Raw genomic sequence first — 16,232 nt, 5'->3', positions numbered from 1 at the left:
CACATAATACTGGAGAGTGGTACATCATGCTGAAAGAATTCAAAGAATTCGCCTTGAAAGGAAACATGGTTGATCTCGCCATAGGTGTGATCATCGGTGCTGCCTTCGGCCGACTGGTCGAGTCGATCGTCGCCGATATTTTCATGCCGATCATAGGTCTGCTCACGCGCGGCACCGACTTTACCAACCTGTATCTCCAGCTTTCGGGCGACGCGCAGCCGACCCTCGCGGCGGCCCGGCAGGCTGGCGCGACCATCGCTTACGGAAATTTCATCACTCTGCTCATCAACTTCCTGATCGTTGCCTGGGTCTTGTTTATGGTGGTCAAGGCAATGAACCGCTTCAAGAAGAAGGAAGCCGCCAAGCCTGCCGAACCGTCTAAGGAAGAAGTGCTTCTCACGGAAATTCGCGACCTTCTCGCCCAGCGCACCTGACAGGTGTCGCCGAAGGGTTGCCCTGAGGGCAGCCCTCCGATCTCGGGCCGTTGTCGCCCGTCATCCCTGATATTTTTGCCGTAATGCTGCGCCCAACACCCAAGGCGGTCAGGTTGCGGAGTGTCGAAACCGAAGCCTCTCCCGCCATAACGGTGGCGGGAGCCCATCACTTGCGATGATGGAAACATCACAAATATCCACGTGCGAAACAGAATTCGTTGTTATAGGTCTGCGGCAAGCAGACTGGAGACACGAATAAATGAACCTCGTTCAGCAATTGCGGCATGAAGCAGCGGTGGCACCGGAGAGCGGCATCGTTGCCGTCATGAATCATGGTCGTCGCCAGGAGGGCGTCATCCCGCTCTGGGCCGGCGAGGGCGATCTTCCGACGCCCGATTTCATTCGCGATGCCGCATCGACAGGCCTTGCCAATGGCGAGACCTTCTATACCTGGCAGGCCGGCATACCGGAACTGCGCCAGTCGCTTGCGGCTTATTACAAACGCCATTTCAATGCGGATCTGCCGGTCGAGCATTTCTATATTACCGGCTCGGGCATGCAGTCGATCCAGCTCGCAATCCAGGCAACGGCCGGCGCGGGCGACGAAGTCATCTATCTCTCTCCGGCCTGGCCTAATTTTGCCGCCGCCGCGGGCATTGCCGGCGCGACGCCGGTAGCGGTGACGCAGGACTTCACCGGCAACGGCTGGGGATTCGATCCCCAGAAAATACGCGATGCCATCACGCCGCGAACCCGGGCGCTATTTATCAATACGCCTTCCAATCCTTCTGGCTGGACCGCCGACATCAATACGCTGAAGGAAATCCTGAGCATTGCCCGTCAGCACGGATTGTGGATCGTTGCCGACGAAATTTACGCGCATTTCTATTACGGCGCCCGCCGCGCGCCCTCCTTCCTTGACATCATGGATCCGGATGAGCGCATCATCTTCGTCAACAGTTTTTCCAAGAACTGGGCGATGACGGGGTGGCGGGTCGGCTGGATGGTGGTTCACCCCTCGCTTGGCAAGACGATCGAAAATCTCATCCAGTATTCGACGTCGGGCGTTGCCCAATTCATGCAGCGCGGCGCCGTTGTCGCGCTCGATCAAGGCGACGACTTCATTCGCATGCAGGTCGAGCGCGCCCACAAGGCACGCGATATTCTCTGTGCCAAGCTCGCGGCGACGGGAAGGGTACGGCTGTCGCCGCCCGCAGGCGCGTTCTACCTGCTTTTCGGTATAGACGGCATCAGCGACTCCTATCGCGCTGCCTTTGATATTGTCGATGAGGCTAAAGTCGGCCTTGCGCCGGGGACTGCTTTTGGCGATGGTGGCGCCGCCTTTCTACGGCTCTGCTTCGCCCGACGGATCGATCAGGTCGAGGAGGCGGCCGACCGCCTCGCAGACTGGATCCGGAAACGTTGACGCCGAACCCCGTTCATCTCGACAAGATCAAAACCACCATTCTTTCATTGCTGATAGCCACGGCCGGCGGCTTGACCGCCTGGCTGATCGACCTGCCGATTCCGTTCCTGCTCGGTTCGACCATAGCCGTCACCGCCGCCTCGCTGTCGGGGGTAAGAATTTATATTCCGGACCGGCTGCGCGGCTTCGTCTTCTTTTCGCTGGGCATTCAGGCAGGTTCGGGCGTCTCACCCGGCATCCTCGACCAGATGGTGCTGTGGCCGGTGAGCTTCCTGATGCTTTTCGTGGCGCTCGTTCTCGTGACGTCGCTAACTTACCTCATGCTGCGCAAGGGTTGCGGCTGGGACGGTCCGACGGCGCTCTTTTCGGCGCTTCCGGGCGCACTTTCCTTTGTCCTCGTCGCGGCGGGGCACCTCGGCCAACATGGTGAAAATAACCGTCATCCAGTGCGTGCGCCTGTTGCTGCTCATCGGGTTCCTGGCGCCGCTTCTCGCTATCATCGCAAGGAATGCCCCACATGTCGTCGTTGCTGTCGATTATGACTGGACCATTCAGGAGGCAATCATTCTCCTCGTCTGCGGCGGCGCCGGCGCCTTGCTCGGCTACTATAGCCGCATTCCGGGGGGCATGATGCTCGGCGCCCTGCTTGCCAGCGGTATCCTGCATGCTACATCCATCGTGACAGCCGCCGTGCCACGCTCGATTGCCGATATCGGCCTTGTCGTGCTCGGCGTGCTGATAGGTTCGCGGGTCGGCGTAGAACACAGAACCCAATTGGTGCGCTATCTGCCGGCGGCGCTTCTTGCCTTCCTGATCGGAACGGCGGCGTCCTTCGCTGCCGCCCTGGTCGTCTGGCTGCTTCTCGACATTCACCCGGCACAGATAGCGCTTGCCTTTGCACCGGGGGCGCTCGAGGCGCTCACCGTGATCGCCTTTTCCCTCGGCGTCGATCCGTCCTATGTGGCTTCGCACCATGTAGTGCGGTTTCTGATGATCGCCTTCTCGGTGCCGTTTCTCGCCCGCTTTGTTGCGCGCTGAACCACAAACAAAAACCCACGCTCACGCGCCGGTCCACTTGCGTGCAACCAGATGCAATCAGCCGCCGGCCTTTGACACAGCGAGCGTTACGACCCGCTCGCTCGTTTCGATGGCGGGTTCGCTGTCCTTGGAGAAAGGAATGCCAAGCGCGGTCCACACCTCGACCAACGCGTCCTTCAGCTCGACGACGAGTTCGTTGGAATGGAACGGCGTCGGGGTGATGCGCAGGCGCTCGGTGCCGCGCGGGACGGTCGGATAATTGATCGGCTGGATATAGAGGCCGTGTTTCTGCAGCAGCCGGTCGCTGGCCTTCTTGCAGAGTTCAGGGTCGCCAACGAGAATCGGAACGATATGCGTTTCCGATTTCATCACGGGCAGATTGGCCTGGGCGAGAACGTCCTTGGTCAGCTTTGCCTGGCACTGGTGCATGCGGCGCTCTTCCTGCGACACTTTGAGGTGCCGGATCGATTGCGTCGCTGCGGCTGCAATTACAGGAGGCAGTGCGGTCGTGAAGATAAAGCCCGGTGCATACGACCGGATAGCGTCGATGACAGTCTTTGGGCCGGCAATATAGCCGCCCAGCGTTCCGAACGCCTTGGCGAGTGTGCCCTCGATGACGTCGATACGGTCCGACAGGTTCTCGCGGTCGGTGATCCCGCCGCCCCGGTTGCCGTACATGCCGACAGCATGAACCTCATCGATATAGGTCATGGCGTTGTATTCGTCGGCAAGGTCGGCGATTGCCTGAACGGGGGCGATGTCGCCGTCCATCGAGTAGATGGATTCGAAGACGATGAGCTTGGCGCGCTCCTTGCCCGCCGCTTTCAACAGCTCTTCCAGATGAGCAAGGTCGTTGTGGCGGAAAATCTTCTTTTCCGCGCCCGAACGCCGCACGCCTTCGATCATCGAGGCGTGGTTCAGCTCGTCAGAAAGAATGAGGCAATTCGGCAGGAGCCGCGCGATCGTCGAGATCGACGCTTCGTTCGACACGAAACCGGAGGTGAATACGAGGGCTGCTTCCTTCTGGTGAAGGTCGGCCAGCTCATGTTCGAGTTCAACCAGCGGATGGTTATTGCCGGAGATGTTGCGGGTGCCCCCAGCGCCGGAGCCCATACGGCTCGATGCGTCATGGATCGCTGCAATCACGTCCGGATGCTGGCCCATGCCGAGATAATCGTTTGAACACCAGACCGTAATTTCGCGTTGCGTACCTTCGTCGCGCCAGATCGCGCGCGGAAAACGACCCACGATCCGTTCCAGATTGGCAAAGACCCGGTAGCGCTTTTCAGCGTGCAACTGGTCGATCGCGTCTTCAAAAAACCGACGATAGTCCATGAATTGCTCCTGTATCATGAACGTAGTACCGTTTTTGCCTGGCAAAATCTATTGTGAGTTGAGGGTCAATTTGCCACGGTTTAAACGAAACTCTAACCCCTAAATGTTGAAGCCGGCAAAAATTGTCGAAGACATCGCGTGATGTCGGGCGCAAAGTCGCGGCGCCGGGAACGGGCGTTCACCTTACTCACATTTTATCGGTTCCCTTTATCCGCATACCACGTAAGTTGCATCACATTGGCTCGATGATTAGCTTTCAACGGCTGACTCGATGCGACAAGATCAACTCTGGGCAACAGAATGGGGACCAAGGGGCTGTGTCAATGACCGTGCTTGTGACCGGCGGCGCTGGATATATCGGCAGCCACATGGTCTGGGAATTGCTCGATGCTGGCGATTCCGTCATCGTGCTGGATCGTCTTTCAACAGGTTTTGAGTGGGCTGTGCCGCCCGAGGCGAAACTGATCGTCGGCGATATCGCCGATCAGAGCCTCGTTCGCCAGACGATCGAGCGCAACTATGTCGATGCGGTGATCCACTTTGCCGGATCAGTGGTGGTGCCCGATTCCGTCCGCGACCCGCTCACCTATTACGAGAACAATACCTGCAAGTCGCGGGCCTTGATCGAGGCTGTGGTAAAATCGGACGTGAAGAACTTCATCTTTTCATCCACCGCGGCGGTCTATGGCGACGCGGGCATGAAGCCGGTCACCGAAGATGCAGCGACCCATCCGGAATCGCCCTATGGCCTATCCAAGCTGATGACCGAATGGATGCTGCGCGATACCGCCGCCGCCCATGATTTCCACTATACGGCGCTGCGCTATTTCAACGTCGCCGGTGCCGATACCAAGGGACGCACCGGTCAATCGACGCGCGGTGCCACCCATCTGATCAAGGTTGCCTGCGAGACTGCGCTCGGCAAGCGCCCGTACATGGAAATCTTCGGACACGATTTTGCAACGCCGGATGGCACTTGTGTGCGCGACTATATTCATGTCAGCGACCTCGTGGCGGGACATCGCCTGGCGCTGGAGCGCCTGCGTTCGGGTGGCAGCAGCATGGTGGCGAATTGCGGCTATGGACGCGGCTTTTCCGTCAAGGAAGTGATCGAGAGTGTCGAGCGTGTGCATGGCAAGCCGATCGACGCAAGGTTGACGGTACGCCGTCCCGGCGACGCGGCCTCCGTGGTCGCGGACAGCAGCAAGGCGCGCCTCGACCTCGGCTGGAAGCCGAAGCTCGACAATCTTGATACAATCGTCGAGTCGGCAATGAAATGGGAAAAGGCGCTGCAGCACCGCAACAACAAGGGCTGAAGCCGACGTATCAATCTTCTTTCTGCTCCTTCTTCAGCGGCAGCATGAGGCGCAGCGTGAGAAGCGTCAGCACGGATATGATAATCGCGACATCGTAGCTTTCGAGCCCGACCGAAACGCCGATGGCGCCAGTCGACCAGATGCTCGCCGCGGTCGCCGTGCCGCGTACCGAGTTCTTGCCCTGCAGGATTGCCCCGCCTCCGATAAATCCGACGCCGGTGATAAGACCCTCAACGATGCGCGCCAGCGCTTCGGGATTGTCCGTCATCAGGCGCTCGGCGCCTTGCACGAATCCGCAACTCGCCAGCGCTACCAGCGGGAAGGTCCGCAGGCCGGCGCTTCGCTCCTCCTGTTCGCGCTCCCACCCGATGGGAAAGGCAAGGATATAGGCCACCGCCAAAGCAAAGGCATGTGGGAAAAGCGGCAGGGTATTCAGGTAATGAAACGTTTCGAACAAGCGCTGTCTCCAACCATTATGAACGTTGAGCACAACGCCAGGTAGTGGTCAGCGGTTCCCAGAGATCGTACGACGCGTAGGCCTGCGGCGCCGCGACACATTGCCATTGAAGTCTTAAGGCTTGAAAAGGGGAACCTTCTTCTTGGGGAACGGTTGTTCTTTCAACGAGGCACTAGTTGGAGCTTGATTGATGGACGGCCGAAACCGTACCTACGAAAAAGAACTCTCGCAGATTTTGAGACGGCAGATTTCGCAGTCGTCCTATAGGTCGGCGATACGAGCTGCAGGTATCTACAAGGTTGATGAAACTGTCCCGGAAAGTCTTCTCGACCAGCTTAGGCGTCTTGATGACGCCGAGCGGACCTTGCGAAAGTCCTGACCAAATAAACTTTGTACAAAAAAAGAGGCGGGCCAAAAGCCCGCCTCTTTCGCGATCAGCGCATTACCCTTAGGCGGCAAGCGCCAGGTCGCTGGTAAGGTCGAGAGCCGACGATATGGCCTTGGCTTCTGCATCAGGACCCATCGCGACGCCCTCGATGCGGATGACTTCGACATCGGTCATGCCGAGGAAGCCAAGCGCAGTCTTGAGGTAAGGTACCGCATGATCGAATGCTGCTGCCGGACCGCTGGAATAGACACCGCCCGAAGCGATGACGATATAGACCTTCTTGCCTGTGACCAGGCCCTTGGGGCCTTCAGCGCCATAGCTGAACGTCTTGCCAGCGCGGGCGATATGATCGACCCAGGCCTTTAACGTTGAAGAAATGTTGAAGTTGATGAGGCCTGTGGCGATAACGATGCTGTCGGCGGCAAACAGTTCATCGACGATGGCATCCGATACGCCAACGACGCTCTGCTGACGCTCCGAACGGGATTCGACCGGGGTGTAGATGCCCGACGAATAGTCCGCATCGATATGCGGCAGCGGCTGGCTGGCAAGATCGCGCTTGACGATGGCGCTGCCGGGCGTCTTGGCCTGCAGCTTCTGGGCAAGTTCGGTAGCGACGCGCGTCGAATGCGAAGCGGCACCGCGGGGGCTCGATGTAACGAGAAGAATGGAAGACATAGCCTAAGTTCCTTCAATTGATATTCTCGGGTGAGAACTGATGGTTGTAATTTGGTGCTCGACATCCATTTAGAAAACTGGGAAAATATCGATCAATTCCATCTAATAGATCGATAGGTCAGGCAATGCAGGCAAATCCGACGCTCGACCAGCTTCAGGTGTTCGTGACAGTTGCGGAATCCGGCAGCTTTTCGGCTGCGGCGCGCAAGCTCAATCGCTCGCAGTCGGTGATCAGCTATACGATCGCCAATCTCGAAGCGCAGCTGGAACTGCAATTGTTTGAACGCGGCGGAACGCGCGAGCCCCGCCTGACGGAAACCGGTAAGGCCATGCTCGAGGATGCGCGGCGCATGGTATCCGTGCTGCAGAGCCTGCGTTCACGTGTCGAAGGACTGAAAATGGGCCTCGAAGCCGAGGTTGCCGTCGCCATAGACGTGTCGTTGCCGTCGCCGGTGATGACATGCGTGCTCAAGGCGTTCCAGGAACAGTTTCCGACAGTCAGCCTGCGCGTTCATGTCGGCGCGCTCGGCATGGTTTGGGATCTGGTCCTGAAGAAACAGGCGGATTTCGGCATCGCCGGTCCACCTCTCAACGCCCATGACGAACTTGTGCTGGTGCAAATCGGCCAGACGGCCATGACTCCCGTTGCGGCACCGAGCCACCCGCTTGCGCTTTATGAGGGGCCGGTCCCGCTTTCCTTTATTCGCGATCATACGCAACTGGTCATTACCGATCTTAGCGAACAGACCAAGGGGCGTAATTTCGGCGTGTTTGCCTACAAGATCTGGCGCCTGACGGACGTCGGCACCAAATATGATCTCACCGTGGCCGGCCTCGGTTGGGGCGGCCTGCCGAAATGGATGGTGAATGATGATATCGCCGCCGGCCGGCTGGTGCAGCTCGATCTCGAACCCTATCCGGAGACCGAGTATCCGCTCTTGGCTATTTACCCTGTCGACCGGCCGCTCGGACCGGCCTCGAACTGGCTGATCGATCGGTTCAAGCAGGAATTGGGGCGGTTTGGAGCTGACTGAAACAGTCACCATGCCCATGCCCCCTCCGGGTCCGCCCAGGCCATCCTCGGGCTTTTGTCCCGAGGATCCATGAAGGGCAGGGCAACGGGAGCGTCAATAGAAGTATCAACGCGATCCGTAGCTCGCCGCAGCGGCCCCCTTCAAGTCAGCTTGTCCATTGTAATCGGCAAATCGCGCACCCTTACGCCCGTAGCGTGATAGACCGCATTGGCGATGGCCGGCGCGACCCCGACGATGCCGAGTTCGCCCACCGCCTTGCCGCCGAGCACCGATGCGTGCGTATCGGGTACGCCGACCGAGATCACCTTGAGGTCCGGAATGTCTGCATTGGTCGGCACGAGATAGTCCCCGAGATTATTGTTGATCACCCGCCCGTTGCGCGCATCGACAATGCCTTCTTCAAGCAGGGCCTGACCGATGCCCATGATGATGCCACCCTTCCATTGGCTTTCGGCGAGCTTCGGATTGTAAAGCCGGCCCGAGTCCAGCGCCGAGACCATCCGCGCCACCCGGACGGTGCCGAAATCGGCATCGACCCGCACCTCGACGAAGTGGACGCACCAGCTGTGCAGCGAGTAGTCGCCATCGGTCGGCGACAGCATCGTCGTGATGGTGGTGAAGTTGCGGAAATGATCTTTCTCGTTGCGCAGGTTCTCCGGCAACGTGTCGCGCAGAGCTTCGATCCGCTCGCGGCCCGTCCGCTGCATGATTTCAGCAATGCCGACGCCGGCGCCGGTATCGCGCGGCGACGATATTACGCCGTTCTCGACAATGAGCGTATTCGCCTGGAGGTCGCGGAACGGCGAATTTGGATCGTTGATGGCGAGGCCAATCAACTCGTCGCGTGCGGCGAGCGCCGCCTTGTGCACGGCGCCGGTGATCAGGTTGGCGAACTGCGAACCGCCGGCGACCGGCGCCCGGGGCAGCGAAGAGTCGCCGAGCTTGACCCGGACTTTCTCGACTGGAACGCCGATGGCTTCGGCAGCCGTTTGCGCCAGAATAGTATAGGTGCCCTGGCCCATGTCGATGCCGCTGCTGGCGACCTCGACGGAACCGTCGCCAAGGATACGCACCAGTGCTTCGCCTGGGGTGCGTCGTACGGGGTACGTGCCGGCTGCGACACCGTAGCCGATGAGCTGATTCCCTTCGCGCATCGAACGCGGTTTTGGCTGGCGCGCGCTCCAGCCGAAGGCCTCCGCTCCGGCCGCATAGGCTTCGCGCAGGCGGCGGGTCGACCACGGCTTCCTGGCATGCGGGTCTTCCTCGGCGTAGTTGAGAAGTCGAATCTGCACCGGGTCGATCCCGACTTCATAGGCAAGTTCATCGATCGCGCATTCAATGCCGAAGGCGCTGGGGTTCTCGCCGGGCGCGCGCAAGGCGCCGGGTTTCACCGTGTTGACGGGAACGACGTTCTGGCGCGAACTGAAATTCGGCGTTGCATACATGATCGACGTCACCGAGCCCAGCGGCTCGACTTGAACGGCTTTCATCGAAGTTTCGTTGGCGCCTGTCTGGACGATGGAAACGAGCTTGCCGTCGCGCGTTGCACCGAGTTCGATCGTCTGGCGTGTCGCCGGCCGGCCGCCATAGGCCGTAAAGGTCTGCGCCCGCGTGACCGCGAGCTTCACCGGACGGCCGAGCATGCGCGCAGCATTGATGGCGATGGCGCCATGTTCGAGGGCGAGCGCCTTTGATCCGAAGCCACCGCCGATATAGGGCGAGCGCAACTCAACGTTTTCGAAGGGGATGTCGAACCACTCCGCATAGGTCCGCGCCATGCCGTCGATCCACTGGCTGGGCTCCCAGACCGTCAGCCTGTCGCCTTTCCACTCCGCAATGAGCCCATGCGGTTCGATCGGCACATTATACTCGCGCGGGGTCCGGTATTCATGCTTGATGCGGATAGGGGCGTTCGCAAGCGCGCCATGCGCGTCGCCCCATTCGATTGTCATCCGGTCGAGTGGCATTCCGTCCCCGGCCTTGGGATCATCGAGGCCCGCGATCGCCGGCGCCTCTTCGTAGTAAACCTTGACCAGCGCCGCTGCCGCCGTTGCCTGCTCGAAGGTTTCGGCAATGACAGCCGCGATATGTTGGCCGGCAAAGGTGATGCTACGGGCCAGCGGTTCGTAGGGCGCATCGGAAGGCGGCGTGTTGAGCCAGTCGGTTGCCGATTTGATCGGCAGCGCATCGTCCGGGGTCATTACCAGTAGTACGCCCGGCGCGCGTTCGGCGGCATTTGCGTCAATGGAAACGACGCGGCCCGACGCGATCGCGCTTTCGACGAGGACGGCGTGTACCATTCCTTGCGGATGGTGCTCGAGGGCATAATCGGCAAGGCCGGTTATCTTTGCCGGGCCGTCGATGCGCGACAGACGTCCGCCCAAGGCGCCGTCGGCGGCGTCCCCACGCTTTGCTCTGGTTTCAACGATGGTCATGCCGCAGCTCCAATCTTGAGGATGGCGCGTTCGACGACGCGCGGGGCAAGTTCGATCTTGTAATGGTTGGCGCCATGGTCGATCGCGCCCTCGACGGCCAAACGGCTCGCCTCCTTGATAGCGTCGTGCTCGAAGGCCGTGCCGCGCAAGGCGTCCTCGACGGCCCGCGCGCGCCACGGTTTTGTGGCGATGCCGCCAAGGGCGATGCGAATGTCGGTGATGGTGCGGCCATCCCCGCCAAGTTCGATGCCGACGGCGGCGCTCGCCGCGGCAAATTCATAGGATTGCCGGTCCCGCACTTTGAGAAAGGTCGAGCGCCGCGCCGCTGGCGAAGCCGGGATCGAGATCGCGGTAATGATTTCGCCGGGGCGCATGGCGTGTTCCTTGTCCGGCGTTGCGCCCGGCAACAAGAAGAAATCATCGATGGGCACCTGGCGGTCGCCGAGATGCACAAGAGCATCGAATGCCGTCAGTGCCACCGCAAGATCGCCAGGATAGGTGGCGATGCAGGCACTGCTGCCGCCGAGCACCGCATGCGAGCGGTTGACGCCGGTCAGTGCGGCGCAGCCGCTACCGGGGTTTCGCTTGTTGCAATTGGGAAATGTAGCCGGATCGCGAAAATAGGCGCAGCGCGTGCGCTGCAGGAGGTTGCCGCCAATCGTCGCCATATTGCGAATTTGGGCCGAGGCCGCCTGCCAAAGGGCCTCAGAGATTGCCGGGAACTCGCCCTTGATTGCCGGGTCCTCGGCAACGCGGCTCATGCGTGCGAGTGCGCCGATCGTGGCGCCTTCGCCGTCGATGCGCACCACATCGAGGCCTTTGAGATGGCTTATATCGACAACGCGCTCCGGCTCGGCCACGCCGCATTTGGCAAGGTCGATCAGGGTGGTACCGCCGGCAAGCAGCATTGTCGCCGGCATTGCGGCGGCGCTTAGCGCCTCGTCAATCGTAGCGGCGCGAACATAGGAAAAATCCCTCATGACAGTTCCTTTGCAGCTTCGCGCACGGCATCGACGATGTGCGGATAGGCGCCGCAACGGCAGAGGTTGCCGGACATGTATTCCCGGATTTCATCGTCGGAGCCGGCATGACCCTCGCGAATGCAGGCGACGGCGGACATGATCTGTCCGGGCGTGCAATAGCCGCACTGGAAGGCGTCATGCTCGAGAAACGCGGCCTGTACCGGATGCAGCGCGTCGCCGGGCGCGGAAAGGCCCTCGATCGTTTCGATCTTGCTGCCTTCGACCTGTGCGGCGAGCGTAAGGCAGGAGAGGACGCGTTCGCCGTCCACATGCACCGTGCAGGCGCCGCACTGGCCGTGATCGCAGCCTTTCTTGGTGCCGGTCAGTTCCAGATGTTCGCGCAAGGCGTCGAGCAGCGTCACGCGCGCCTCGACTGTCACTTGCCGCGACTTGCCGTTAATGTCGAGATTGAGGCTGATTTGATTTGTCATCGGCGTCTTGACTCCGTTCTGATGACAGTAAGTCCCAAGGGCCGCCGGACGTTCCACGAGCAAAAGCCCAAAAAACATGACACGACGGGTCCAGATAGGGTATTAGTTCAGAGATCACGCTATAATCGGAGGTGCCTCCGTTTTTCAAACATAGCGGTTGGCCGAGGGTGGTTCAAGCCCCAGCTTTGTATTTTTGGAGTTCGACAATTGGGAAAGGGAATATCCCCGCCGGAGAAAGCGATCGAGACAAAGGCACCGAGGCCGCTGCGCGCCGATGCCAGCCGCAATCGCGACAAGCTGGCCGAGATTGCCGGCCACGTCTTTGCCGAGCGCGGCGGCAACGCTTCGCTTGAGGAGATTGCCCGGCAGGCCGGCGTCGGCATCGGCACGCTCTACAGGCATTTTCCGACGCGCGAACATCTGGTGGAAGTCGTCTACAGGCGGGAGGTCGAAGGGCTTTGCGCCGCCGCGGACGAATTGGCACTACACAACGCGCCGGATGCGGCACTCGCCGAATGGATGCAGCGTTTCGTCGACTACATCGCCGCCAAGCGCGGCATGGCCAATAGCCTGCGCATTCTATTCGACGGCAATTCGCAAGTTTTCGCCAATACGTCCGGCATGGTCGCCGGGGCCCTGCGCAAGCTCGTAGACGCAGCGGTGGCCGATGGCTCGATCCGCAGCGACATCAACAGCGCCGACCTCATGCAGGCGCTCTCGGGCATTTATTCGGCGCCGGATACCCCCGAATGGCGCGAACAATCGCGCCGCCTCGTCTCTTTGCTGATGGACGGATTGCGCTGGGGTTCGAAGAAGGCGCGGTTGTAAGTGCTTGAAATCCTATTTGATCGCATTCGGGCGGTTCCTGCCACACTCGGGCCGCAAACGGACGTTGAGTTGAGACATAGGCTAGCGCATATAAGGAGGTGGGATATGAAGCAGCTCAAGTTCGGTCTCGTTGCAACCGCTTGTCTAGGGTTGGTTTTGGCAGGAACGGCCATCGGCCAATACAATTATGTGGGACAAGCTCTCGCCGACAAGGGTGGCAATGGCAATGGGGGCAATGGCGGCGGCCATGGAAATGGCGGCAAGGGCGGCAACGGCAAGGGCGACAGCGGAGATCACGGCGGCAAATCGTCGAGCCAGTCCAAGGCGTCCGGTCACGCCAAAACAGCCAGCTCCAATGATAGATCGAAGGTTCAACACGACAAGTCCAAGGTGCAGAAGGCTTCGGTCAAGGTCAGCGATGATTTCGTCGTTGACGATGATGACGATAACACGCTTGGCGCATTGAATGCGGCGCATGCTTCGGCGCGGGCGCGGGAACGGGCGGCGCCGAATTCCTCGGTTGGCAAAATTGCAACTTATGAGCGAAACCGAGAAGCAGCCTTGGCATTGGCAGACCCCGTTATGCGCGATCATGCGCTCGATGACGCCGTATCGCGGCTCGAGTCGGATTTCGGACGGACCCTGACCGACGACCAGATTGGTCAGGTCAATGCATTGCTGGATGCCAGGCGGTAGACTTTTTGGCTGACTGAGGTAAAACCTTGTACAGCGGCCAAGGTCGCTGTTCGCGCCGAGCCGTCGCTCCGGACATTCTTCGGTCCTTACTCAATATGTTGCATCTGGCTGCGCCCATCCAACGGGCCGAGGGGACCCATTGTGATCAAAGCAGCGTTGTTGTTCGTCCCTAGCTGTTCCAATCCCTCATAATCGACACGCGGTAGCTTTCCAGCGACTGCAATCGTCAACAAGTTTCTAAGCCAATAAAGGAGGGAAGGATGTGGGAGTTGATGAGCGATTCGCTGGTGCTGCGAGAGAGGATTGAACTCTCGACCTCTCCATTACCAATGGAGTGCTCTACCACTGAGCTACCGCAGCCGATTTGCGAACGCGGCGGACTTCTGCCATATCATTGGTGAAATCGCAAGCAAGCAATCGCAATCTTTTTGCACCCGATTATCCATAAGGCGCCTAAGCCACGTCTGCTTGTGGATAAATTGGCACCTTATTCGTCCGGGATATGTGGGACAGGACATGAATTCGTCGTCGAAAAACCCGAATCGCGAACAATTAAGTCGCGAGAAGCGACGCTCGGATGAGCTTCGCGCCAATCTTGCACGGCGCAAGCAACAGGCGCGTTCGCGCCGCGCCGGCGCCGCCGACGACCGGGACGAGGGGATTGTCGCGGCCGCGGAAAAACCTGCCGGTTCCTCCAAAGGGGACCATGATTGACCGGAAACCGGTCATAAGCCTTTCTTGAACCATTCCGTGGGATGGTTTACAGCAACCGGCTCCGCATGGGGCTCAAACGTTAGGACGGGGACTTTCCCGCGAAAGTGATAGATATGGATCGCATCAAGATTGTTGGCGGTAACAAGCTCAACGGCGTCATTCCGATTTCCGGCGCGAAGAATGCGGCCCTGCCGCTGATGATCGCCTCGCTGTTGACCGATGACACGCTGACGCTCGAAAATGTCCCGCATCTCGCCGACGTCGAACAGCTGATCCGCATCCTCGGCAATCATGGCGTCGATTATTCCGTCAACGGCCGGCGCGAGCGCCAGGACGGCGCCTATTCCCGCACCATTCATTTCAGCGCCCGCCATATCGTCGATACGACAGCTCCCTATGAACTCGTCTCGAAAATGCGCGCGAGCTTCTGGGTGATCGGCCCGCTGCTCGCCCGCATGGGCACCGCCACCGTATCGCTGCCGGGTGGATGTGCCATCGGCACGCGTCCGGTCGATCTTTTCATCGATGGCCTGCGGGCGCTCGGCGCCAACATCGAAATCGAGAACGGCTACGTCAAGGCAACTGCGAAAGGCGGCCTCGTCGGCGCGCGCTTTGCCTTCCCCAAGGTTTCCGTCGGCGCGACCCACGTGCTGATGATGGCGGCGACGCTCGCCAAGGGCGACACGATCATCGAAAATGCCGCGCAGGAGCCAGAAGTCGTAAATCTTGCGGACTGCCTCAATGCGATGGGCGCCAAGGTCAGTGGCGCCGGGACGGCGACGATCACCATCGAGGGCGTCACCAGCCTTTCGGGCGCGCGCGTCCGCGTCATCCCTGATCGCATCGAGACCGGCACCTATGCGATGGCCGTTGCCATGACCGGCGGCGACGTCATCCTTGAAGGCGCCGACGCGAACCTCCTGCAGGCGGCCCTGACGACGCTTGGCCAGGCAGGTGCAGAAATCTCCGAGACAAATTCCGGCCTGCGCGTCGTTCGCAATGGCCACGGCATCATGCCCGTCGATGTGACGACGCAGCCGTTCCCAGGTTTCCCCACCGATCTGCAGGCGCAGTTCATGGGTCTGATGACCAAGGCGAAGGGAACGTCGCACATTACCGAGACGATCTTCGAAAACCGCTTCATGCACGTCCAGGAGCTGGCGCGCCTCGGTGCCAGGATTTCCCTTTCAGGCCAGACGGCCAAGATCGAGGGTGTCGACCGGCTGAAGGGCGCACCCGTCATGGCGACCGACTTGCGTGCCTCCGTGTCCTTGGTCATCGCTGGCCTTGCCGCCGAGGGCGAAACGGTCGTCAACCGCGTCTATCACCTCGATCGCGGCTTCGAGCGGCTCGAGGAGAAGCTCACCCGTTGCGGCGCCGAGGTTCAACGCATCAGCGACTAGGCGACGCGATCAGTGGCGCAGGGTCTCGATCGGAACTTGCTCCGGATTTTGCCAAGTCTGTAATTCCATTTGTCCGCACTTTCCTCTAACAGGAAAGGGTGTGCGGCGCCGGGACGGTGCCGCGCCTTGGTTAAGCTGTGCATAGGGTAGACATGGACACTTTGAAACTCATCGCGCTCGATGAGGAAGATCTGCAAATTCTTTCCGCGCATCTGCAGGATTCCGTGCTCAAGGTGAGCGATATCGATTACCTTGCCGCCGAGAAAAAGCTCGTTCTTGCCGTCAATCGCTTCGTCTGGGAACTCGCCGCCGACGGCAAGCGCCATCGCAGCTTCGAGCGTCGCCGGACGGCCGTCCTTTTTGATCGCGTCATGAGCGTCAAGGCCACGGGGATCGATCGCAAGTACAAGGATGACATCCTGTCGCTGCTGGCGATCCGCTTTATCGTCGGCGACGCGCCGTCGGGCGAGGTCGAGCTGACCTTTGCCGCCGGCAAGGCCTTGCGGGTCGAAGTCGAGGCCATCGAGGCGCAACTCACCGACCTTGGCGGCGCCTGGGAGACCCCGTTCAAGCCCGACCACGATGCCTGACCGGCAA

At 60.1% G+C, this 16,232-nt stretch carries 17 protein-coding genes and 1 tRNA gene; 11 read left to right on the top strand and 7 right to left on the bottom strand.

Annotation, left to right across the window (positions count from 1 at the left end; translation table 11 throughout):
• The first annotated feature begins 26 nt into the window (after window positions 1-26).
• The 4 genes from mscL to BM074_RS03520 all read left to right on the top strand — a co-directional run bounded on the left by mscL (window position 27) and on the right by BM074_RS03520 (window position 2,898).
• Entirely contained in the window at window positions 27-434 is a 408-nt protein-coding gene (mscL, locus tag BM074_RS03535; protein WP_027230325.1) for a large conductance mechanosensitive channel protein MscL, read from the top strand.
• A gap of 259 nt (window positions 435-693) precedes the next feature.
• Window positions 694-1,860, top strand: coding sequence for a pyridoxal phosphate-dependent aminotransferase (locus BM074_RS03530; RefSeq protein ID WP_091919793.1), 1,167 nt, complete (start codon window positions 694-696; stop codon window positions 1,858-1,860).
• Entirely contained in the window at window positions 1,857-2,402 is a 546-nt protein-coding gene (locus tag BM074_RS03525; RefSeq protein ID WP_091919791.1) for an AbrB family transcriptional regulator, read from the top strand. Before BM074_RS03530 ends, BM074_RS03525 begins: the two co-directional genes overlap by 4 nt.
• The gene (locus tag BM074_RS03520) at window positions 2,284-2,898 is read left to right on the top strand and encodes an AbrB family transcriptional regulator (RefSeq protein WP_091919790.1); all 615 of its coding nucleotides are present in this window, start codon (window positions 2,284-2,286) and stop codon (window positions 2,896-2,898) included. Before BM074_RS03525 ends, BM074_RS03520 begins: the two co-directional genes overlap by 119 nt.
• A 57-nt stretch (window positions 2,899-2,955) precedes the next feature.
• On the opposite strand, the gene hemA is transcribed toward BM074_RS03520, so the two are convergent.
• Window positions 2,956-4,233: a 5-aminolevulinate synthase gene (gene hemA, locus BM074_RS03515; protein ID WP_027230323.1), complete on the bottom strand. Its 1,278-nt coding sequence runs from the start codon at window positions 4,231-4,233 to the stop codon at window positions 2,956-2,958.
• 323 nt (window positions 4,234-4,556) lie between these two features.
• Between hemA and galE the strand changes: the two genes are divergently transcribed.
• Window positions 4,557-5,549 (top strand): UDP-glucose 4-epimerase GalE, encoded by a 993-nt coding sequence (gene galE / locus BM074_RS03510; RefSeq protein WP_091919787.1) that lies wholly within the window; start codon window positions 4,557-4,559, stop codon window positions 5,547-5,549.
• A gap of 10 nt (window positions 5,550-5,559) precedes the next feature.
• Here galE and BM074_RS03505 read toward each other — a convergent pair whose 3' ends face one another.
• Window positions 5,560-6,006, bottom strand: coding sequence for an MgtC/SapB family protein (locus tag BM074_RS03505; protein ID WP_051614557.1), 447 nt, complete (start codon window positions 6,004-6,006; stop codon window positions 5,560-5,562).
• Between the two features lie 448 nt (window positions 6,007-6,454).
• Window positions 6,455-7,072: an FMN-dependent NADH-azoreductase gene (locus BM074_RS03495; RefSeq protein WP_091919785.1), complete on the bottom strand. Its 618-nt coding sequence runs from the start codon at window positions 7,070-7,072 to the stop codon at window positions 6,455-6,457.
• A 125-nt stretch (window positions 7,073-7,197) separates the two neighbouring features.
• On the opposite strand from BM074_RS03495, the gene BM074_RS03490 reads away from it, so the two are divergent.
• Window positions 7,198-8,106 (top strand): LysR family transcriptional regulator, encoded by a 909-nt coding sequence (locus BM074_RS03490; RefSeq protein WP_091919783.1) that lies wholly within the window; start codon window positions 7,198-7,200, stop codon window positions 8,104-8,106.
• A 140-nt stretch (window positions 8,107-8,246) separates the two neighbouring features.
• Here BM074_RS03490 and BM074_RS03485 read toward each other — a convergent pair whose 3' ends face one another.
• From BM074_RS03485 to BM074_RS03475, 3 genes are read right to left on the bottom strand one after another with little or no spacing between them, the layout of a single operon-like run.
• Entirely contained in the window at window positions 8,247-10,541 is a 2,295-nt protein-coding gene (locus BM074_RS03485; RefSeq protein ID WP_091919781.1) for a xanthine dehydrogenase family protein molybdopterin-binding subunit, read from the bottom strand.
• On the bottom strand, window positions 10,538-11,521 hold the full coding sequence (locus BM074_RS03480; protein ID WP_091919779.1) for an FAD binding domain-containing protein: 984 nt from the start codon (window positions 11,519-11,521) through the stop codon (window positions 10,538-10,540). The genes BM074_RS03485 and BM074_RS03480 overlap by 4 nt, the downstream gene beginning before the upstream one ends.
• Entirely contained in the window at window positions 11,518-11,994 is a 477-nt protein-coding gene (locus BM074_RS03475; RefSeq protein ID WP_091919777.1) for a (2Fe-2S)-binding protein, read from the bottom strand. The genes BM074_RS03480 and BM074_RS03475 overlap by 4 nt, the downstream gene beginning before the upstream one ends.
• A gap of 207 nt (window positions 11,995-12,201) precedes the next feature.
• Here BM074_RS03475 and BM074_RS03470 point away from each other — a divergent pair, with 207 nt between their 5' ends.
• A complete protein-coding gene (locus BM074_RS03470; RefSeq protein ID WP_244532719.1) occupies window positions 12,202-12,822 on the top strand; it encodes a TetR/AcrR family transcriptional regulator in 621 nt (206 codons plus the stop codon).
• 105 nt (window positions 12,823-12,927) lie between these two features.
• On the top strand, window positions 12,928-13,518 hold the full coding sequence (locus tag BM074_RS22660) for a Holotricin-3 precursor (RefSeq protein ID WP_139217620.1): 591 nt from the start codon (window positions 12,928-12,930) through the stop codon (window positions 13,516-13,518).
• 285 nt (window positions 13,519-13,803) lie between these two features.
• Here BM074_RS22660 and BM074_RS03460 read toward each other — a convergent pair.
• Window positions 13,804-13,878, bottom strand: a tRNA-Thr gene (locus tag BM074_RS03460).
• Window positions 13,879-14,034: 156 nt separating this feature from the next.
• On the opposite strand from BM074_RS03460, the gene BM074_RS23225 reads away from it, so the two are divergent.
• The 3 genes from BM074_RS23225 to BM074_RS03445 all read left to right on the top strand — a co-directional run bounded on the left by BM074_RS23225 (window position 14,035) and on the right by BM074_RS03445 (window position 16,225).
• On the top strand, window positions 14,035-14,232 hold the full coding sequence (locus BM074_RS23225; protein ID WP_081815761.1) for a hypothetical protein: 198 nt from the start codon (window positions 14,035-14,037) through the stop codon (window positions 14,230-14,232).
• A 113-nt stretch (window positions 14,233-14,345) separates the two neighbouring features.
• Window positions 14,346-15,635, top strand: a complete 1,290-nt coding sequence (gene murA, locus BM074_RS03450; RefSeq protein ID WP_027230313.1) for a UDP-N-acetylglucosamine 1-carboxyvinyltransferase — start codon at window positions 14,346-14,348, stop codon at window positions 15,633-15,635.
• Between the two features lie 152 nt (window positions 15,636-15,787).
• Window positions 15,788-16,225 carry a DUF2948 family protein gene (locus tag BM074_RS03445; protein ID WP_091919773.1) on the top strand — a complete coding sequence of 146 codons (438 nt, stop codon included), beginning with the start codon at window positions 15,788-15,790 and terminating at the stop codon, window positions 16,223-16,225.
• Window positions 16,226-16,232: the final 7 nt, after the last annotated feature.

The organism is Phyllobacterium sp. CL33Tsu (assembly GCF_900113985.1).
Taxonomy (GTDB): Bacteria; Pseudomonadota; Alphaproteobacteria; order Rhizobiales; family Rhizobiaceae; genus Phyllobacterium; species Phyllobacterium pellucidum.
Note: the sequence above shows the minus strand (reverse complement) of the source record. Positions and strands in the feature narration are given on the sequence as shown.